The organism is Tsukamurella spumae, from assembly GCF_012396015.1.
Taxonomy (GTDB): Bacteria; Actinomycetota; Actinomycetes; order Mycobacteriales; family Mycobacteriaceae; genus Tsukamurella; species Tsukamurella spumae.
The window spans coordinates 41,333-62,147 of record NZ_JAAXOQ010000006.1 but is presented as its reverse complement, the minus strand read 5'-3'; the positions used below and the strand labels follow the sequence as shown (position 1 = coordinate 62,147).

Genomic DNA, 20,815 nt, shown 5'->3' with positions numbered 1-20,815 from the left:
ACTACCGCCCCGTTCCTGCGTAGACGACGGCCTCTTCGTCCGTACCGAGGTCGAAGGCATCGTGCAGCACCTTGACCGCCTCGTCGAGCTCGGTATCGCGGATGAGGACCGAGATGCGGATCTCCGAGGTGGAGATCAGCTCGATGTTGATGCCCGCCGCCGACAGCGCCTCGCAGAAGGTCGCGGTGACGCCCGGGTGGCTCTTCATACCCGCGCCGACCAGCGAGACCTTGCCGACGTGATCGTCGTAGACCACGGAGTCGAAGCCGATCTCCTGGCGCAGGGCCTCGAGCTTCTCCACACCCAGCGGGCCGAGCTCGCGCGGCAGCGTGAAGGTGATGTCGGTGCGACCCGTGTCGACCTTGGACACGTTCTGCAGCACCATGTCGATGTTGATCTCGGCGTCGGCGATGGCACGGAACACGCGCGCGGCGTAACCGGGCTTGTCCTCGAGGCCGACGACGGTGATCTTCGCCTCGCTGCGGTCGTGGGCGACTCCGGTGAGAATTGCCTCTTCCACGGGGATGTCCTCCATTGATCCGTTGACGATGGTGCCGGGCTTGGTCGAGTACGAGGAGCGCACGTGGACCGGGACGTTGTACCGACGCGCGTACTCCACGCACCGGAGCATGAGCACCTTCGCGCCGCACGCGGCCATCTCCAGCATCTCCTCGAAGGAGACCTTCTCGAGGTGGCGGGCGTTGGGCACGATGCGCGGGTCGGCGGTGTAGATGCCGTCGACATCGGTGTAGATCTCGCAGACATCGGCGTTCAACGCCGCGGCCAGGGCGACGGCCGTGGTGTCCGAGCCGCCGCGGCCGAGCGTGGTGACGTCCTTGGTGTCCTGCGAGACGCCCTGGAAGCCGGCGACGAGGACGATCTTGCCGTCGTCGATCGCGGCCTGGACGCGCCCCGGGGTGACGTCGATGATCTTCGCCGCGCCGTGCTTGCTGGTGGTGATCACACCGGCCTGCGAGCCCGTGAAGGACTGCGCCTCGGCACCGAGGGAGTGAATGGCCATCGCGACGAGCGCGTTGGAGATGCGCTCGCCCGAGGTGAGCAGCATGTCCATCTCGCGGGCGGGCGGCGCCGGGCACACCTGGTTGGCGAGATCGAGCAGCTCATCGGTGGTATCGCCCATCGCGGAGACCACGACGACGACGTCGTTGCCCGCTCGCTTGGTCTCCACGATCCGTTCGGCCACGCGCCGGATGCGCTCGGCGGAGGAGACGGAGCTGCCTCCGTACTTCTGGACGACGAGTGCCACGTGGAACCTCTCCGTTGCGGGCTTGGCAGGTGCGAGTAGATCCTACCGACCTGGGTTTCTTCCGACACGAGGGCACCGTTCCAAGTGGTGCGCAACCCACCGTTCAGCGACATCGGGGATGATCGGTGGGAACGCGAAACCTCAGGAGATCCGATGAACCCCTACGGCGGCGGCCAGAGCCCCGGTCAGTACCCCGGCGGCTCCCACCCCCAGGGCGGTGCCCCGCGGCCCGGCAGCGGACCCGCGGGCCCGCAGTACGGCGGCCAGCAGTACGGCGGCCGGCCCGCGCAGAGCGGATTCCCGGGTCAGCAGGGTCACCCGCAGGGCCCGAACCAGGGCCCGCAGGGCACCCGGCCCTTCGGCCCGCAGCAGGGCGGGTACCCGCAGGGGCCGGGTGGATACCCGGCCGGCCCGCCGCAGCCCCCGTACGCCACCCCCGGGACCGGTGGGCCCGGGAACGGCGGGCCCGGCAAGGGCGGCGGCCGCAAGGGCCTGATCATCGCGCTGACCGCGATCGTCGCCGTCCTGGCCGTCGCCGGCGTGATCGGGATCGTGGTCGCGACGCAGAACAAGGGCTCCTCGACGAACGCCTCCCCCGTCACCTTCTCCGCCGATGCCAGCACCACCGGCGCCGCACCCACCACGGGCGCGGCCCCGACGACGGGCACCGCACCCGCCACCGAATCGGACGGTTTCCTCACCACCACGCCCAGGCCGACCAGCGGCGCACCGTCGGGCGGCGTGTCCGTGCAGCTCAAGCTGTCCGCGGGCGGCAGCGGCGCGGGCGTCGTGATGGTCACCGGCATCCAGGAGGGAACGGTCCCCAAGGCCTCGACGCTGCCGTGGGACTGGCAGGGCACCGCGACGATCGGGCGCACCATGTCGCTGATCGTCACCGGAACCGGCCCCGTGACCTGCACCATCACGGTCAACGGGCAGGAATTCGCCAAGTCCGGCGACAACTACGTCAACTGCACCATCACGCGAGTCAGCACGTCGTGACCGCGGTCGGCGCGCGCGGGGGCGCCACGAACCGGACCGTCGGTACGATGCAACGCGTGCCGACCGCCCCCGACCTCGCCGAGACCGGAGCCGCGACGGCACCGTCGTCCCTGCTCGACCGCACCCGGTCGATCTGGCTGCCGATCGTGTTCTACCTCGCGATCCGCGGCATCGGGCTGGCGGTGCTCGCGCGATTCGCGCAGCTCCGCAACCAGAACCTCGCCGATCTGCTGACCGCGTGGGACGGCAAGTGGATGATCGGGCTGGCCACCTACGGCTACAACGACATGCCCTGGCGGTTCGTCGACGCGCGCGGGGAGCACACCGCCGACACGGCCTACGCCTTCTTCCCCGGTTTCCCCATGCTGGTGCGGGCCGTGGCGCAGCTGCCCGGCTTCGACGCCTACCGCGCGGCGCTCACGGTCAACACGATCCTGGGCTGCGTCGCCGCGGTGGCCGCGTACAGGCTGGGCAAGCTGTGCGTCGAGCACATGCCGGGCGTCCCCACCCACCTCGCCGAGCGGGCGGGCCTGCTCACGACCGTCCTGTTCGCGGCCGCGCCGATGTCGATCGTGCTGACCATGGCCTACACCGAGGCGCTGTACTGCGCCCTCGCCGGCTGGGCGCTGGTCGGGGTCATGGAGCGCAGGTGGATCCTCGCGGGCGTCTGCACGGCGCTGGCGGGGCTGTGCCGCCCCACCTCCGTGGTCCTCATCGGGGTGGTCGCCCTGGCGGCCCTCCTCGCGGTCCTCTCGTCCGACGGTGCCGAGCGCGTCAGGGCCGTCGTCTGCGTGCTGCTCACCCCGCTCGGGTGGCTGACCTATCTGCTGATCGTCGCGCACCACACCGGGAGCCTCACGGGGTGGTTCCGGATCCAGACGGAGGGCTGGGGCACGACCTTCGACCTGGGCGTGCAGACCTGGCAGTTCGTCAACTACAGCCTGATCAACGGCTCCGATGTCGCCGAACTGTCGGTGGTCGGGCTACTGGCCGCGTCGATCGTGCTGATCGTGCTCGCGATCCGGGCGAAGATGCCGTGGCCGATCACGCTCTACGGCGCACTCGTGGTGATCTCACTCCTCGGCTCCGGCGGCCTCATGATGTCGCGGCCCCGGCTGCTGCTGCCCGCCTTCGTGCTGCTCATCCCGATCGCGATCGCCCTTGCGCGAGCGTCCCGCCCGGCGCAGATCTGGATCTGCGTCGGCATCGTCACGGCCACCTGCTGGTACGGCGCCCACATGGTGAGCGTCTATCCACACGCCATGTGACGGGATTCGGGCACGGAAACGGCCGACAGGACGACTGCCCTGCCGGCCCCGCCGATCGGAACTCTCAGGCGCGCAGACTGAGCGGACGGATGTCCGTCCACGCCGACTCGATGTACTCGAGGCACTCGGTCCGCGAGCGGCCGCCCTCGCCGAACGCGACGGTCCAACCGCGGGGCGCCGGACGGAAGGTCGGCCACAGGGAGTGCTGGCCCTCGTCGTTCACGAGGACCTCGAACTCGCCCGACTCGTTGTCGAAGGGATTGTTCATTTCATTTCTCCTTTGTGAGGGATGAGCGGCTGGGTTGTCGGTGAGCACGCTCGCGGCGCGAGCGCGGGTCAGTGGCGCATGTAGGCACGCGCGGCGAAGGGCACGATGACCACGATCATCACGAGCGAGACGATCGCGGAGTAGGCGGTGGCGTGCTGCGCCGCCCAGTTGACGGGCTCGTTGAACACGGGCTTGGGGCTCAGCGGATTACCGAAGGCCTCACGGAGCGAACGGGCCATGGAGGTCACCGGGTTCCACGACGCGATCGTGCGCAACGGGCCCGGCAGGTCGCCCGACGCGATGAACGCCGATGAGATGAAGGCGATGGGGAACATCACGATCATGCAGAGCGCCTGCGCGGACTCGGGCGTCGAGACCGAGAGGCCGATCAGCGCGCCCAGCCAGGACATCGCGAAGCCGAACAGCAGCAGCGTCATCAGCGACAGGGCCGCGTCGACCCAGCTGCCGCGGAACCGCCAGCCGACCAGCAGACCGACCACGAGCATCACCGCCACGCTGATCACGTTGACGACGAGGTCGGAGAGCGTGCGCCCGACCATGACCGCCAGCCGCGACATCGGCAGCGAGCAGAACCTGTCGATGATGCCGTTCTTCATGTCCGAGGCGACGCCGATCGCCGTCTGGCCGGAGCTGAAGGCCACCGTCTGGACCAGGATGCCGGCGAGCAGGAACTCGCGGTAGCGGTCGCCACCCACCTCGCCCCCCAGCGCCGAACCGAACACGTAGCTGAAGAGCAGCACGAACATGATCGGCTGGACCGTCGCGCCCAGGAGCAGCTGCGGGATCCGGATCAGGGTGGTCAGGTTGCGGCGGGTCATCACCGCGCAGTCGCTGAGGAATCCGGCGACCGAGCTCTCTCGCTCCTGCGGGAAGGTGATCGCGGTCATCAGTTCGTCTCCTCGGTCTTGTTCGCGTCCTCGCCGGTGAGGGCGAAGAAGACGTCGTCCAGGGTGGCCTCGCGCAGCATCGCCGACTCGACGTGGACACCGGCCTCGCGCAGGTCGTTGAGGACCGCGACCAGCTTGAACTGGCCGTCCGCCACGCGGATGGCGCTGAGACCGGAGGCCTCGCGGATCGCGGTGCCGTCGATCGCGTGGCGGGCCAGGATCGGCCATGCGGTCACCCGATCGCGCTCGCGGATGCCGATCTGGATCAGGTCGGCCGCGGCGGCCGACTTGAGCTCGGGCACCGTGCCGGACCGGATGATCCGACCCTGGTCGATGATCGTGACCAGGTCGGCGAGCAGCTCGGCCTCGTCCAGGTACTGCGTGGTGAGCAGCACCGAGATGCCGTCCTCCTTGCTGAGCCGGGCGATCACATCCCACACGTCCTTGCGGCTGCGCGGGTCGAGACCGGTGGTCGGCTCGTCGAGGACCACGAGGCGCGGCCGCGCGATGATCGCGCCGGCCAGGTCGAGACGCCGGCGCATACCGCCGGAGTACGTGCCCGATGCGCGGTCGGCGGCGCCGGTGAGCCGGAACTGCTTGAGCAACTCCGTCGCCCGAGCCTTCGCGGCGCCCTTGTCGAAGCCGTACAGGCGGGCGAACATCTCGAGATTCTCACGGCCCGTGAGGTTCTCGTCCACGGCCGAGTACTGGCCCGAGAGGCCGATGATCGAGCGCGCCCGGCGCGGATCCGCCAGGGCGTCGACACCGTCGATGGTCACGGAGCCCTCGGAGGGCTTCATGAGCGTCGAGATGATCTTCACGGTGGTCGTCTTGCCGGCGCCGTTCGGGCCCAGCAGCGCGTGCACGCTGCCCGGCGCGATATCGAGATCCACCCCGCCCAGGGCGTACACCGTCTTCTTGCCGCGGCCGTACTTGCGGGTCAGGCCCCGCACGCTGACCAGGGGCTTGGTGTCATCGAGCGTCTTGCTCGTCGACTTCACCACGGCGGTGTAGTTGCCCGTGAGGAAGACGTTCATCGTGCGGGCGATCTCGTCGATCGCCGGCGCCGAACCGAGCTGGTTGTGCGTGGCCTCGATGTCGTGCACCTGCACGAGCCCGGTCACGTACGGCCGCCACAGCTGCGGCACCAGGCCGCCCGTGGGCTGCTCCGTGGCCCGGAAGACCAGCATGTTGCCGTCGTACTCGCGCGGACGGTGCGAGTAGCCCAGCGAGGTGTTGTGCCGGTAGTTGGTCAGCAGCCGTTCCATCTGGCCGCGCGAGAGCTCCCGCGCCGGTCCGCCGGCGGAGGCCAGCAGGTCCAGGGCGTCGTCCGTGCTCAGCTCGGCGTCCTCGTCGATGTCGAGGCCGACGAACTCGCGCAGCAGTGCCGCGATCGACATCTCCTCGCGCGGTCCGCGGTAGTCGCCCAGCGGGTACGCGTCCATGAGCGCGAGGTTGACCTTCTCGCCCAGTTCCCGCAGCTCGACCGCCATCTCGTGCGCGATCAGGCCGCCGAGCGACCAGCCGAGCAGGTTGTACGGACCGTGCGGACGGCTCGCGCGGATCGACCGCACGTAGGTGCGGGCCAGTTCCTTGATCGAGTCCGCGGGCGGCATCGGGTAGGAGATCCCGGGCGCCTGCATGCCGATGATCGGGATGCTCGGGTCGAGCTCGCTGGAGAGCCCCAGGTAGTTCCACGCGAGACCGACCGCGGGGTGGATGCAGTACAGCGGGTCCACGCCCGGGGTGCCCGCGCGCAGGGGCAGGATCGGGTCGGTGATCGCGGTATCGGAATCCGCTGCCACACCGGTGATCACGGCGGTCGTGGATACCTGGGCCGGAGCGCCCGCGATCCGCGCCGCGATGCTCCCGACTCGCGCGTCCTCGAAGAACCAGCGGATGCTGGCGTCCTCGGAGTTGAAGCGCTCGCGCAGTCGGTCGACGGCGATCGCGGCCTGCAGCGAGGTGCCGCCGACGGCGAAGAAGTCGTCCTCCATGCCCACCGATGCGACACCCAGCACGTCGGAGAGGATCTCCGCGACCGCACCCTCCAGGCTGGCCGACGAGATCGCACGCTGCTTGGGCGCAGCGGGCTCGGCCAATGCCGCCAGGGGCGAGGCCGGAGCCTCGTCCGCCGACGGTGCCGGCGCGACCGGCGCACCGACCGGGGGCAGGGCCTTGAGGTCCGTCTTGCCGTGGGCCGTGACGGGAACGCTCTCGATCTCCTGGAACACGGCCGGAACCATGTGCCGCGGAAGTCGATCCGCGACGTACGCCCGGAGCCCGTCGACGGTGACGGCACCGTCGGCCACGTAGTACGCGACCAGCCGCGCCGCGGCCTGCGCCTCGAGCGAACCCTCGGGACGGTCGACGACCACGACCGCCTGCCGCACGTTCGGGTGTCCCTCGAGCGCGGTGACGATCTCGCCGGGCTCGACGCGGAAGCCGCGCACCTTGAGCTGATCGTCGCTGCGCCCGACGAACTCGAGCACCGGCTCGCCGGAGTCCGAAGCGCGCCAGCGCACCAGGTCTCCCGTGCGGTACATGCGCTTGTAGCCCTGCGCGTCGTTGTACGGGTTCGCGACGAACCGCGACGCCGTGAGGTCGGGGCGGTCCAAGTAGCCGTGCGCCACACCGGGTCCCGCGACGTACAGCTCGCCGACGGTGCCGGGTGCCACCAGGTTCAGCCGCTCGTCGCAGATCATCAGCTGCGCGTCCGTGACGGCACTGCCGATGCCCACGTTGTCGGGATCGACCGCGCCGATGGTCGCGGCGATCGTGACCTCGGTCGGGCCGTAGGCGTTGATCAGGATGCGCCCGTCCGACCAGCGGCGCGCCAGCTCGGTCTGCAGCACGTCGCCGCCGACGCTGAGCGCCTCCAGCAGCGGCAGGTCACGATCCGGGATCGTGGCCAGTGCCGCGGGCGTGATGAAGGCGTGCGTGACCTCGTTCTCGGCGAGGAAGTCACCGAGGGGCGAGCCGCCGTAGAGGGTGACCGGCGCCACCACGAGCTCGGCGCGCGACCAGGTCGCGAGCAGCAACTCCAGGATCGACGCGTCGAAGCTCGGCGACGCGAAGTGCAGGACCCGCGCGTTCGCTCCGACGGCGTGCTGGCGCACCAGCGTGTCCGCCATCGCGGCCAGACCGCGATGCGGGACCACGACGCCCTTGGGCTTGCCGGTGGAACCGGACGTGTAGATCACGTACGCCGGATCGTCCATCCCGATCTGCGCGAGCTCCGCCGACGGATGCTGTACCCGGGAGGTGCTCAGGTCCACCGTCACCCAGTCCACGAGCTCGGGCAGGTCGCCCGCCGCGTCGCGCACCGTCAGGCCCAGGGCGGGCTTGGCGTCCTCGAGGATGTACTGGATCCGCTCGGCGGGGTATTTCGGGTCGACGGGCAGATACACCGCACCGAGCCGGGCGACCGCCCAGAACGCGACGACGGACGCGGCGGAACGCGGGATCGACACCGCGACCCGGGTGCCCGTTCCCACGCCCAGGCCGGCCAGCCGGTTGGCGAGCGCGGAGATCGCCGAATCCAACTCGGAGTAGGTGTACCGCACATCGCCCGCCCGCAGCGCGGGCGCGCCGGGACGCTGGCGCACGGCGCGCGCCAGGATCTCGGCCATGGTGTGCGGCTCGATCGTGGTGGCTGCCCGCCGGAACAGTTCCTCCTCCTCCGGCAGCAGCACCGGGAGGTCGGCGACCGGAGTGTCCGGCGATGCGACGCCGGCCGTCACCAGGCGCACGAGGCGGCCGACGATCCCCTCCGCGGTGCCGGGACGGTACAGGTCCGTCCGGTACCGCAGGTTGAACCGCAGCCCCTCCTCGACCTCGCGGATCTCGAAGGTCGCGTCGAAGGTCGTGGTGGCGGCGGCCAGGGGCAACGGCTCGAGGTCGAACAGGCCGCCGCCGTCGGAGCTCAGCACGCTCAGCGGGTCGCCGAGGTTCTGATGGCTGAGCACGACCTGGAACACCGGGTGCCGGTCGCGGCTGCGCGGGGGCGCCAGCGCCTCGATGACGCGCTCGAACGGCGCAGTCGCATGCACCAGGTCGTCCAGGTCACCACTGCGGATCCGATCGACGAGGGCGTTGAAGGTCTCCGTGCCCGTCACCGAGGTCCGCAGCGCGACGGTGTTGACGAACATGCCGACGACGTCCCGCAGGCGACGGTCCGTACGGCCGATCACCGGCGTGCCGATGACCACGTCGTCCGCCTCGTTCACGCGATGCAGGAGGGCGGCCAGGGCCGCGTGCAGCACCATGAACATCGAGACGCCGCGCTTACCGGCGAAGTCCGCGAGGGCCTCGCGCTCGGCCAGCGGCAGCACGACGGCGACCTCACCGGCGTCCGTGGAACCGATGGTCGGTCGCGGTCCGTCCGCGGGGAACGAGCTCTCCTCCGGGATGCCGCGCAGGCGCTCCGCGAAGTAGTCGACCGCGCCGGCGTCCTTGTCCGCCTGGCCGCGCTGCCACACCGCGTAGTCGGCGTACTGCAGCGGGAGCTCGGCCCACTGCGGCTCCGTGCCGGTGGTGCGGGCCAGGTAGGCGGCCATCAGGTCACGGGTCAGCGGCACCACGGAGGCGCCGTCGGCCGCGATGTGGTGCACCGCGATCGCAAGGATGGACCCCTTGCCGGTGGGCGCCGTCATGACCCGCAGCGGGAGGTCGCTGTTGAGCGCGAACGGGCGCGCCACGAACTCGGCGATCGCCGACTCCTGGCCGGCGACGTTCGACGTCGCGGTACCGAACTCGGCCGAGAACTCGCGGACCATCGGCGCATCCGCCGGGAGGATCTCCTGGTAGGGGCCCTCCGCCGACGACGGGTACCGGGTACGCAGGCTCTCGTGCCGCTCGAGCAGATCGCGCAGCGCGGCGTCGAGGACGGCCTTGTCGACCGGGCGGCTCGCAAGGAAGGCGGCGCCGATGTTGTAGGTCGGGCCCGGATCGATCTTGTTCTGCAGCCACATCCGCTCCTGCGCGGACGAGAGCGGCATGCGATCACCACGCTGGACCCGGCGCAGCCCCTGGTCCTCGAGGGCGGACTCGTTGGAGATGCGGTCGGGATCGCCGGTCAGGGCGGTCGCGATCGCCGCCGGGGTACGCAGATCGAAGACGGTGCGCGCCTCGATCCCGTTGCCCAGCAGGCTCACCAGCTCGTTCGCCGAGAGCGAGTTGCCGCCGAGGTCGAAGAAGTCGTCCTCCACGCCGATCGCATCGCTGCCGAGCACCTTCCGGAAGGCCTCCACCACGCGGGTCTCACCGGGGGTGGTCGGCTTCGCGGCGGCGTTGCCGGTGCCGCCGAAGTAGGGCTCCGGGAGCGCCGCGTTGTCGAGCTTGCCGGTGTTGCCCATGGGCACCTTCGCGATGATCATCACCGCGGCGGGAACCATGAAGCCGGGCAGTCGCTTCCGGACGTGCGCGCGGACCTCGGACGGGTCCACCTCGCCCTTGACGTAGGCGACGAGGGCCGGGGCACCGTCGGGCCCCGGACGCACCTGGGTCGAGACGAACTCGACCCCGGGCATCGTGTCGATCGTGGCGTCGATCTCGCCGAGCTCGATCCGGATACCGCGGATCTTCACCTGGAAGTCGTTGCGGCCCACGAAGTCGACGATCAGCTGGCCGCCGTCGCTACGCGTCCAGCGGACCACGTCGCCGGTGCGGTACATGCGGTCGCCGGGTTCGCCGTACGGGTTCGCCACGAACCGCGACGCCGTGAGCTGCGGTCGGCGGTGGTACCCGCGGGCCAGTTGCGGGCCGGCCACGTACAGCTCGCCGGGCATGCCGACGGGGACGGGGCGGAGCTCGTCGTCGAGCACCAGCAGGCCCTGGCCGCGGACGGGCGGCCCGATCGGCACGCGGCCGTCGCCGGACAGCGCGTCGGAGATCGCGGTCATGATGGTGGTCTCGGTGGGGCCGTAGCCGTTGTGCAGGCGGCGGCCCACGCTCCACTTCTTGGCCAGGCCGGGGCCGAGCGCCTCGCCGCCGGCGAGCACGTGGGTCCACGACGGGACGGCGTCGGGGTTGACCGTCGCCAGGGTGGAGGGCGTCAGGAAGCCGTGGGTCACACCGTGATCGGCGATGATCCGCTCGAGCTCACGGCCGCCGGTGGTGCCCGGGGGAACCACGACGAGGGGTGCGCCCACGCGGATCGCGAGCAGGTGCTCGAGCACCGTCGCGTCGAACGCCGTGGAGGCGAAGGCCATCACGCGGGTGTCGGCGCCGCTCTGCAGCCGCACGTGCAGCTCCTCGGCGAAGTTGCCGAGCCCGCGGTGCGTGACCACGGTGCCCTTCGGCTGTCCGGTCGAGCCGGAGGTGTAGATGACATACGCGGCGTCGTCGAAGTTCGGCACGATCTGGGGGTCGTAGCCCTCGCCGCCGAGCTGGTCCATCGCGACCCAGTTGACGCCCTGCACACCGGTTCCCGTCGCGGTGACGCCCACGCGTGCCCGCACGTCGTTCGCGATGTAGTCGCGCCGGTCCTGGGGGTACTTCGGGTCGACCGGGGCCACGGCGGCGCCGGCCAGGGTGATGCCCCAGAAGGCGGTGATGGACTCCGCGGAGCGGGGCAGGTCCGTGAGAACCGCCTCACCCGGGCGCGATCCGGCGGCCAGAACCGCTGCGGCCACCTTGCGGGCGTCCGCGTAGAGCTCGCGGTAGGTGAGCACGCGGGCACCGTCGATCACGGCGGGCCGGTTCGAGTAGGTGCGCGCGGCCTCGCGCATGAGCTGGCCCAGCGGCGTGTGGAAGTCGGCCGCCACGCCCCGCACGGGGGTCAGCTCGGCGAGCCGCTGCGCCGACATGATCGGCAGCTCGCCGATCGTGGTCTGCGGGTCGTGGCCCACCGCGGTGAGGACCGCGACGAGCGCGTCGAGGATCGACTCGGCCTGCTCGGTCCGATAGAGCTCGGACGCGTAGCGCAGCTCGATAGTGCCATCGGCGCCGAGCGTGACCTCGAGGTCGAAGCGGGCGATCGGGACGTCGACCGGGACGACCTCGACGTCGACGCCCGCCATCGGGAAGTGCGTCGTGTCGAAGGGGCGCTGGTTGAGCATCACCTGGAAGATCGGGTGGCGGCCGGCGGCGCGCGGCGGGTCGACCAGTTCGAGCACGGACTCGAAGGGCAGGTCGGAGTGGTCGAGCGCGTCCAGGTCGCCCTGGCTCACCGCGGCGAGATGCTGCGCGAAGGTCTGGTCGTCGGTGGTGCGGGTGCGCAACGGGATCGAGTTGACGAACATGCCGACCAGTCCGTCGAGCTCCGCCTCACCGCGGCCGGCGACGGCGGTGCCGATCACCAGGTCGCCCTGGCCCGACAGCCGGGCGATCGCGGCGGCGAGCGCCGCGTGCACCACGATGAACGGCGTGGTGGTGTGCGCGCGGGCCAGGCCCGCCACACCCGCCCACACCTCGGGTGCCACGCGCGTGTCGATCGCGCTGGCCGCGGAGACCACTCCGCCCGCGCGGGGGACTGCGGCGGGCGGCACCGACTCGGCCGGCGGATCGGCCAGGACATCGGCCCAGAACCGGTCCAGCGCCTGGCGCGGGGCGCCGGTGAGGCGGTGCTTGTAGGAGCGTGCGTGCTCGGTGTAGGTCCGCGGCAGCGGCGGGAACTTCGGCGCCTTGCCCTGACTGCGCGACGCGTACGCGGTCGCGAGGTCGCCCGCCAGCGGCATCATCGACCAACCGTCGGCGGCGATGTGATGAATCACCAGCACCAGCACCTGATGCCGGTCGTCGATGCGGTACAGCCGCGCGCGGATCGGCACGTCGGCCGCCAGGTCGAAGGGCTCGCCCGCGTAATCGGTGGCGGCGGCGGTCAACTCGTCGAGATCCACGGACCGCTCGGTGAACGGCACCAGGTTCGGACCCGCCGGCAGCACCTGCACCTCGGGCTCGCCAGCCGTGGGGCCGTTGCGGTAGACGGTGCGCAGCGGGGTGTGCCGCGCGACCACATCGCCCAGTGCGACGCGCATCGCGGAGACGTCCACGTCTCCACGCAGGTGCAGAGCGACCGGGATGTGGTACGAGCCATCGGGACTGAGGCGGTTGCGAACCCACATCTGATGCTGGGCGGGGAGCAGCTCGGCCGCCTCCTCCGGGTCCGACGGTGCCGCGAACTCCGGCTCCGGGTCGACGCCGGCCGCATCGGCGATGGCCGTGGACGTCGCGAGCGCAGCGGCGGGCACCGGCGCGCCGCCGATGGCGGCCGCGAGACCCTCCACCGTCGGGTTGGCGAACACCGTCGCCACGCTGACGCGGCTTCCGGTGGCCGAGCCCAGGCGGGCCGCGATACGCGTGGCGGACAACGAGTTCCCGCCCAGATCGAACAGCGTGGTCGCGACGTTGAGGTCCTCCTTGACGACGCCGGGGATCACCTCGGCGAAGGCGTCCGCGACCAGCAGCTCGGCGTCGGTCCGCGGCCCTCGCCCGGCCACGACCGCGACCGCGGAGCGCTCGGGCTGGGGCAGCTGCTTGTGGTCGACCTTGCCGTTCACCGTCAGCGGGAACTCGTCGAGCGCAACGATGTGCGCGGGAACCATGTACGCGGGCAGCTCCGCGGCGATGCTCGCGGAGATCGCCTCGGGCTCCGCGGTTCCGGTCACATAGGTCACCAGCTCCGCGGTGGCGGTGTCGTCACCGTTGACCACCGTGATGGCCCGCTCGGTGCCGTCCACCCGCATGACGGCGGCATCGATCTCGCCCAGCTCGATGCGGAAGCCGCGGAGCTTGACCTGCGAATCGATGCGGCCGAGGAACTCCAGCGCGCCGTCGACGTCCCACCGGACGAGGTCGCCCGAGCGGTACATGCGCGCACCGTCGGCCTCGAAGGGGTTGGCCACGAAGCGTTCCGCCGTCAGTGCCGGGTTGCCGTGGTAGCCCCGGGCGATGCCCGGGCCGGAGATGTAGAGCTCGCCGGGCACACCGGCGGGCGCCGGACGCAGGTACGGGTCGAGCACGTACAGCCGCGTTCCGGGGATCGGCCCGCCGAGCCGGACCGGGGCGTCGGCGTGGAGGGCGCCGAGCGTGACGGCGATGGTGGTCTCGGTGGGGCCGTAGACGTTGACCAGGGTCCGGCCCTCGGTGGCCCACTTCTCCACGAGCGCCTGCGGGACGGTGTCGCCGCCGACGCCGAGCGAACCGAGCGCGGGCAGCTTCTCCGGATCCATCGTGGCCACCGCGGCGGGCGTGATGAAGCCGCCGTTGACGCCGCCCTGCGCGAGGACCTCCTCGAGCTCCTCGCCGCCGTAGACATCCGGCGGCACCACGACCAGGGTGGACGCACCCTCGACCGCCATGAGCAGCTCGAGCACCGAGGCGTCGAAGCCCGGCGACACGAAGTGCATGACGCGCGAGCCCTCGGCGAGGCCGTGCGAGCGCACCAGCTCCGCGGCGAGGCTCGACAGGCCGCTGTGGGTGACGCTCACGCCCTTGGGCCGACCGGTGGAGCCGGATGTGAAGATCAGGTAGGCGGGGTTCGCGAGGTCGATCACGGGCCAGTCCGCGTCGCTGCTCCCCGCGTTGGCGCCGGGCCCCCACACGCGGGCGAGGTCGGCGGGCGTCAGGGTGGCGACCGGGGCCGCCGCTGTGGCGATGTGCTCGGCGCGGTCCGCCGGCAGTTTCGGATCGATCGGGACGAACGCGGCACCGGTCTTGGTCACGGCCCAGACCGCGATGACGGACTCCAGCGAGCGCGGAATGCGCAGCGCGACACTGGCCTCGGGGGCCGCGCCGACCGTCATCAGGTAGCGGGCGAGGCGGTCGCTGTAGCGATCGAGCTCGGCATAGGTGATGGTGCGGTCACCGTCGACGACAGCGACCCGATCCGGGTGCGAGGCGGCGGCGCGGCGCAGCAGGTCGGGCATCGGAACGGCCGGCCCGGCGGCCTGCGGCGCACCGTCGGCCGCACCGGCGAACCGGGCCCACTCGGCGGCCTCGGACTCGGTCGCGACGGTGAGCGCGGAGAGCGGGGTGCCACCCGTGGCGGCCGCGAACCGGTCGAGGTACTCCATGAACCGCGCGTAGTGCGCATCGAGGTCGGCGACGGAGTAGGACGCGGGGTTGGCCTCCATGTCGATCCGCAGCGCGCCCTGCTCGGACTCGTAGACGGTGACCGCGACATCCTCAGCGGGACCGGAGGTGAGCAGGTTCAGGGTGCCGGCGGCCTCGCCCAGCGTCATCGCCGAGGAGAACATCATGATGTTGATGGTGTCGCCGAAGGTGGAGCCGACGACGCCCTCGCGGAGCGTGGGCGCCTCCATCCGGGCCGCGGGGTAGAGCTGGTGTCGCAGCCCGTTGCGCAGGTCGAGACCGGTGCCGTCGATGACATCGGAGACGGTGGCGCCGGATCCGGCCCGCACGGGGACGGGCAGCACGTTGGCGGTCATGCCCGTCGAGCCGCGCAGGGCGGCGGTGGTGCGCGCGGCGACGGGGACCGACAGCGAGATCTCCTCGCGTCCCGACACGGCGGCGACGTACGCGCCGAAGGCGGCGATCACGAGCCCGGTGCGGTTGGTGCCCAGCCGCTCGGCCGCCGCCTCCAGGCGCGCTCCCGCCTCGGAGCTGGGGACCCCGTTGCGGCGCAGGTTCAGGGGCGACGGTGCCGCGGCCATGCGGCTGAGGCCGGCGGCCTCGGGAAGCGTCGCGACGATCTCCGCCCAGTACTCGGCGTCACCGTCGGCGCGCGCGGACGCGAAGTACTTCTCCTCGGCCGTCAGGAACCCCTCGGGGCCCAGCGGCGCGGGCTTGAGCACAGGGGTCTCCGCGCCGGTGACACGGGCGGTGTAGAGCTCCGCGACGCGACGCTGCAGCGTGGAGGCGCCGTACCCGTCGATGACGACGTGGTGCGCACGGGCGTACCAGAGCCAGTGGTCCTCGGCGACTCGGATGAGCCGGTTGATGATGAGGTCGTCGACGGCGAGGTCGAGCGGGCGGGAGTACTCGGCGCGCATCCAGGCGACGGCGGCGTCGATGCGCTGGTCCTCCGGAAGGTCGGCGAGTCCCAGGTCGATTACCTGTGCCGCGCCGTCGATGGAGCGATCGAGGCGCTGCACCGGCGCACCCGACTCATCGACATCGATGCGCAGGTACGGCGACTGGAACTCGTCGCCGACCTCGCGGGTCACGGCCTGCATCGTCTCGACGTCGAACGGCCCGCGGATGTCCACGTACTGCGCAACGGTGTAAGCGACGTCCGGAGACATCTGCTGGCTGAGCCACATTCCGTACTGGGCTCCGGTCAAGGAGTGCACCACGTGCTCCACCAAGCTCTCCTCACATCGCGATCACAACGCAGAACGGTTGCAATCGCAGAATTGTAGGGAGGTCATCCTTGAAATTGCAACATCTTCAGCGCGGATTCCCGCGAGTGAAGGTCACAGCAAGTCAGCAGGTGAGACACATCACGGTTCAAGAAAGTTCACCAACCGGCATCCGTCCTGCGGATTCACAGACGGATCCGATCATCAATAGCAGCTTGGAATGCACGATCATTAATTCGAGGCCGCAATCGCGCCGAAAATATGGCGAAACGTGTTCTAGGTCACAGTTCGCCGCGGTCGCTCGTACCGCCCCCTTCAGCGCGGCTGCACCGTGCGCTATATTCATGGCGTGCAGTGGCGTGCCCTTCTCCTCGGTTGCCGCGGCGGGGTCTGATCCAGACCGGCTCCCCGTCGCGGGTTGAGCCGTGGCTTCGCGGCATCGCCGGTCGAGCCCCTTCCGGTCGCTCCGCGACCGATTCACGTCCCTGCCAGCCGCGGGGGCGCTCCGAGAAAGTAGCCTCGACACCATGAGCCCTGCAGCCGATTCCTTCACCTCCGGCGTATCGAAGATCACCGCCCCGGCCGGTCCCAGCAATCCCGGCCAGCCCGCATGGAACCCGCAGCGCGGAAGCGCCATGCCCGCCCACCGTTACCGCCCCTACGCGGACGAGGTCGAGCAGATCGCGCTCCCCGATCGTACCTGGCCGGACAAGGTCGCCACCACCGCCCCGCTGTGGTGCGCCGTCGACCTGCGCGACGGCAACCAGGCGCTCATCGACCCCATGAGCCCCGCGCGCAAGCGCCGCATGTTCGACCTGCTGGTCCGCATGGGCTACAAGGAGATCGAGGTCGGCTTCCCGTCCGCGAGCCAGACGGACTTCGACTTCGTCCGGGAGATCATCGAGGACGGGGCCATCCCGGACGACGTGACGATCCAGGTGCTGGTGCAGTGTCGCGAGGAGCTGATCATCCGGACCTTCGAGGCCTGCCAGGGCGCGAAGAACGTGATCGTGCACTTCTACAACTCGACGTCCGTGCTGCAGCGCCGAGTGGTCTTCCGCGCGGACAAGGCCGCCATCAAGAAGATCGCAGTGGACGCCGCCCACCTGGTGCGCCGCGAGGAGAAGAAGTACCCGGACACCACCTGGCGCTACGAGTACTCCCCCGAGTCGTACACCGGCACCGAGCTGTCCTTCGCCAAGGAGGTGTGCGACGCGGTCGTCGAGGTCATCGATCCGACGCCCGCGAAGCCGATCATCCTGAACCTGCCGGCCACCGTCGAGATGGCCACGCCCAATGTCTACGCCGACTCGATCGAGTGGATGAGTCGCAACCTGAACCGCCGCGACAGCATCATCCTGTCGCTGCACCCGCACAACGACCGCGGCGAGGGTGTCGCGGCCGCCGAGCTGGGCTACCTGGCGGGCGCGGACCGGATCGAGGGGTGCCTCTTCGGCAACGGTGAGCGCACCGGCAATGTCTGCCTGGTCACGCTCGGCCTGAACATGTTCAGCCGCGGCATCGACCCGCAGATCAACTTCTCCGACATCGACGAGATCCGGCGCACCGTCGAGTACTGCAACCAGCTGCCCGTGCCCGAGCGGCACCCCTACGGCGGCGACCTGGTCTACACCGCCTTCTCGGGCAGCCACCAGGACGCCATCAACAAGGGCCTGGACCAGATGAAGGTCGACGCCGACCAGGCCGACAAGGACGCCGACGACATCCTGTGGCAGGTCCCCTACCTGCCGATCGACCCCAAGGACGTGGGCCGCAGCTACGAGGCCGTCATCCGCGTCAACAGCCAGTCCGGCAAGGGCGGCGTCGCCTACATCATGAAGACCGACCACGGGTTGCAGCTGCCGCGGCGCCTGCAGGTCGAGTTCAGCCAGTCGGTGCAGAAGATCGCCGACGGCGAGGGCGGCGAGGGCGGCGAGGTCACGCCGAAGGAGATGTGGGATGTCTTCGCGGGCGAGTACATCGATCCGATCCTGCCGCTGGAGCGCATGCGCCAGAAGGTGACGGCCTCCGAGGTCGACGGTGGCGTCGACCACATCGACGTCGTGGTCAAGGTCGACGGCAAGGAGCAGGAGATCTCGGGCGAGGGCAACGGCCCGCTCGCGTCGTTCGTCGACGCGATCAGCACCGTCGGCTTCGATGTCCGGGTGCTCGACTACAGCGAGCACGCCCTGTCCGCCGGAGACGACGCCCAGGCCGCGGCCTATGTCGAGGCGATCGTGCGGGTGGGCGACGAGGATCGCACCGTCTGGGGCGTGGGCATCGCACCGTCGATCACCACCGCCTCGCTGCGCGCCGTGGTCTCCGCCGTGAACCGCGCGAACGGCAGCGTCCGATCGGCCGAGGCCGCCGTCGGCGAGGCCTCGACCCGTACCTGGGCGCCGTAGATCTCTTCGGTCACACCAGAAATCCCCGCTCGCCCCGTGTTCTCATGGGGCGAGCGGGGATTTCTGTCGCGCCGGCACCGTCAGCGGCTGCGGGTACGCACGGCGAGGGCGGCGGAAGCGACGACGGCGAGGCCGCCGAGCACCGTCGACCACCCGACGGACTCGCCCAGCAGCAGGGCGGCCCAGGCGATCCCGAACACGGGCTGGACCAGTTGCACCTGGCTGACGGTGGCCATCGGTCCGATCGCGAGGCCGCGGTACCAGGCGAAGAAGCCCAGGAACATGCTCACCACGCCGAGGTAGGCAAAGGCCCACCAGCCGGATGCCGTGCCACTCACCCCGCCTCGGGCACTGAAGGCCGTGAGCACCAGCATCACCGGCGCGGCGACCATGAGTGCCCACGAGATCGTCTGCCACGCACCGAGCTCCCGCGAGAGCAACCCACCCTCGGCGTAGCCGATCGCTGCGGCGACCACCGCACCGAACAGCAGGAGATCCGAGACGTGCAGTGTGCCGAGGCCACCGCCCTGCAGCACCGCGAAGACCACCGCACACACTGCGCCCACACCCGCCGCCACCCAGAACGCTGGCCGCGGGCGTTCTCCGACCCGCCACACGGCGGTCACCGCGGTCGCGGCGGGCAGGAGGGCGATCACGACGGCGCCGTGCGAGGCGGAGGCCGTGGTCAACGCGAAGGAGGTCAGCACTGGGAAACCGATCACCACGCCGAACGCGACGATGCCGACGCGGACCAACTGTCGGCCGCGAGGGAGCGCCTGCCGGGTGACGAACAGCGCGATCGCTGCCAGCGCTGCGGCGACGACGGCGCGTCCGGCGCCGACGAAGAGCGGCGGCAGGCCGCCGCCGGCGACCGCGACGCGCGTGAAGGGCACGGTGAAGGAGAAGGCGAGCACCCCCAGGAGTCCCCACAGCAGCCCCGATCGCACGATCGGCGACCCCGGTATCACTGGTCGGCGCTGGACAGTAGCGCTATCATGTTGATTCATGTCTGACGATAGCAGTGGGGCACGTCTGACGACAGCACTCCGATCCTGGATCGCCGCGGCTCCACCCGGCGCCAAGCTCCCCTCCACTCGGGCGCTCGTAGCCGAGCACCGTGTCAGCCCCGTCACGGTCCAGCAGGCGCTGCGCTCGCTCACCTCACTCGGTGTCGTCGAGACACGGCCGGGTGTCGGTACTTTCGTACGCACTGAGCGCGCCGCGCGGCCCGTCGACCTGGGCTGGCAGACAGCCGCCCTGGGCGCTTCGGGGCGCCGCACGCCGGCCGCCCCCACCGCCCTGCAGCCCTTCGACGGGGACGCGATCGGCCTGCACTCCGGGTACCCCGCGCGGGAGCTGCTACCGGAACGCTTGGTCCGGCCGGCCCTCGCGCGCGCGGCGCGGAGCGAGGCGCTGATGGGGCGCCCGCCCGTCGCCGGGCTCCCCGAGCTGCGATCCTGGTTCGCCGCCGAACTCGCCGCGCAGACGCCGACCGGGACCGGCCCCGCCGGCGCCCGCGACGTGGTGGTCACGCCCGGCAGCCAGGGCGCCCTGCTCACCGCCTTCCGGGCGCTGGTCGGCGCCGGACGGCCGCTGGTGATGGAGTCACCCACCTACTGGGGCGCGATCCTCGCCGCGGAACAGGCCGGGGTGGAGGTGTTTCCGGTACCGAGCGGACCGTCGGGCCCGGATCCGGACGTCGTGCGCCGCGTGCTCGCGGAGACCGGGGCGCGCGCCTTCTACGCGCAGCCGGCGTTCGCGAGTCCGACTGGGGCCGTGTGGGATCCGGACCGTGCCGGGCACATCCTCGCCGCGGTACGCGACGCCGGTGCGTTCCTCATCGAGGACGACTACGCGCGGGACTTCGGCATCGACGCCGCGCCGGTCCCCCTCGCGACGCGGGACGACTCCGGGCACGTGGTGTACATCAGATCCCTGAGCAAGAGCGTCGCGCCCGCGGTACGCGTGGCGGCGGTCATCGCGCGCGGCCCGGCACGGGACCGGATCCTCGCCGACACCCAGGCGGACGCGATGTACGTCAGCGGTGTCCTCCAGGCGGTGGCGCTGGACGTCGTCACGCAGCCCGCCTGGCGGACGCACCTGCGGCGGCTCGGGCGGCAGCTCGGCGACCGTCGAGATCTGTTGCTGCGCAGCTTGCGCGAGCACGCACCCGACGTCGGCGTGGACGCGGTACCCCGCGGCGGCCTCGCGCTGTGGGCGCGCCTGCCGGACGACGTGGACCTCGCGGCCGTCGTCGACCGCTGCCGCCGCGACGGACTCGTCGTCGGGCCCGGTGACGAATGGTTCCCCGCGGAGCCCACGGGGAACCACCTCCGTCTCGCCTACGCCGGGCCGCAGCCCGAGCGCTTCCCGGAGGCGGCGCGGATCCTCGCCGCAGCCGTCGCGGGCTCGACGCTGGGCGCCTGAGCCACC

9 protein-coding genes are annotated in these 20,815 nt (G+C 70.9%); 4 read left to right on the top strand and 5 right to left on the bottom strand.

The features are described from left to right. Position 1 precedes the first annotated feature (1 nt). On the bottom strand, positions 2–1,267 hold the full coding sequence (locus HF999_RS06030) for an aspartate kinase (protein ID WP_168545007.1): 1,266 nt from the start codon (positions 1,265–1,267) through the stop codon (positions 2–4). A gap of 153 nt (positions 1,268–1,420) precedes the next feature. On the opposite strand from HF999_RS06030, the gene HF999_RS06025 reads away from it, so the two are divergent. Both HF999_RS06025 and HF999_RS06020 read left to right on the top strand, forming a co-directional pair. Beyond that, a complete protein-coding gene (locus HF999_RS06025) occupies positions 1,421–2,269 on the top strand; it encodes a hypothetical protein (RefSeq protein WP_168545006.1) in 849 nt (282 codons plus the stop codon). A gap of 47 nt (positions 2,270–2,316) precedes the next feature. After that, on the top strand, positions 2,317–3,537 hold the full coding sequence (locus tag HF999_RS06020) for a mannosyltransferase family protein (RefSeq protein ID WP_168545005.1): 1,221 nt from the start codon (positions 2,317–2,319) through the stop codon (positions 3,535–3,537). 64 nt (positions 3,538–3,601) lie between these two features. On the opposite strand, the gene HF999_RS06015 is transcribed toward HF999_RS06020, so the two are convergent. From HF999_RS06015 to HF999_RS06005, 3 genes are all read right to left on the bottom strand, one after another. Next, positions 3,602–3,805, bottom strand: a complete 204-nt coding sequence (locus HF999_RS06015; protein ID WP_168545004.1) for an MbtH family protein — start codon at positions 3,803–3,805, stop codon at positions 3,602–3,604. Positions 3,806–3,873: 68 nt separating this feature from the next. Beyond that, entirely contained in the window at positions 3,874–4,713 is an 840-nt protein-coding gene (locus HF999_RS06010) for an ABC transporter permease (protein ID WP_168545003.1), read from the bottom strand. Next, positions 4,713–15,980 (bottom strand): non-ribosomal peptide synthetase, encoded by an 11,268-nt coding sequence (locus HF999_RS06005; protein WP_168545002.1) that lies wholly within the window; start codon positions 15,978–15,980, stop codon positions 4,713–4,715. Before HF999_RS06005 ends, HF999_RS06010 begins: the two co-directional genes overlap by 1 nt. A gap of 524 nt (positions 15,981–16,504) precedes the next feature. On the opposite strand from HF999_RS06005, the gene leuA reads away from it, so the two are divergent. Next, positions 16,505–18,382 (top strand): 2-isopropylmalate synthase, encoded by a 1,878-nt coding sequence (gene leuA, locus HF999_RS06000; RefSeq protein WP_168545001.1) that lies wholly within the window; start codon positions 16,505–16,507, stop codon positions 18,380–18,382. 80 nt (positions 18,383–18,462) lie between these two features. Here the strand turns inward: leuA and HF999_RS05995 are convergent, their stop codons facing one another. Beyond that, on the bottom strand, positions 18,463–19,389 hold the full coding sequence (locus HF999_RS05995) for a DMT family transporter (RefSeq protein ID WP_168545000.1): 927 nt from the start codon (positions 19,387–19,389) through the stop codon (positions 18,463–18,465). Between HF999_RS05995 and HF999_RS05990 the strand changes: the two genes are divergently transcribed. After that, on the top strand, positions 19,388–20,809 hold the full coding sequence (locus HF999_RS05990; protein ID WP_168544999.1) for an aminotransferase-like domain-containing protein: 1,422 nt from the start codon (positions 19,388–19,390) through the stop codon (positions 20,807–20,809). The two genes, HF999_RS05995 and HF999_RS05990, sit on opposite strands and share 2 nt — an antisense overlap. Positions 20,810–20,815 lie beyond the last annotated feature (6 nt).

Coding starts and splice junctions, on each gene's coding strand:
- HF999_RS05990 (WP_168544999.1), top strand. CDS start 19,388: ATGTCTGACGATAGCAGTGGGGCACGTCTGACGACAGCACTCCGATCC.
- HF999_RS06020 (WP_168545005.1), top strand. CDS start 2,317: ATGCAACGCGTGCCGACCGCCCCCGACCTCGCCGAGACCGGAGCCGCG.
- HF999_RS06010 (WP_168545003.1), bottom strand. CDS start 4,713: ATGACCGCGATCACCTTCCCGCAGGAGCGAGAGAGCTCGGTCGCCGGA.
- leuA (WP_168545001.1), top strand. CDS start 16,505: ATGAGCCCTGCAGCCGATTCCTTCACCTCCGGCGTATCGAAGATCACC.
- HF999_RS06015 (WP_168545004.1), bottom strand. CDS start 3,805: ATGAACAATCCCTTCGACAACGAGTCGGGCGAGTTCGAGGTCCTCGTG.
- HF999_RS06025 (WP_168545006.1), top strand. CDS start 1,421: ATGAACCCCTACGGCGGCGGCCAGAGCCCCGGTCAGTACCCCGGCGGC.
- HF999_RS05995 (WP_168545000.1), bottom strand. CDS start 19,389: ATGAATCAACATGATAGCGCTACTGTCCAGCGCCGACCAGTGATACCG.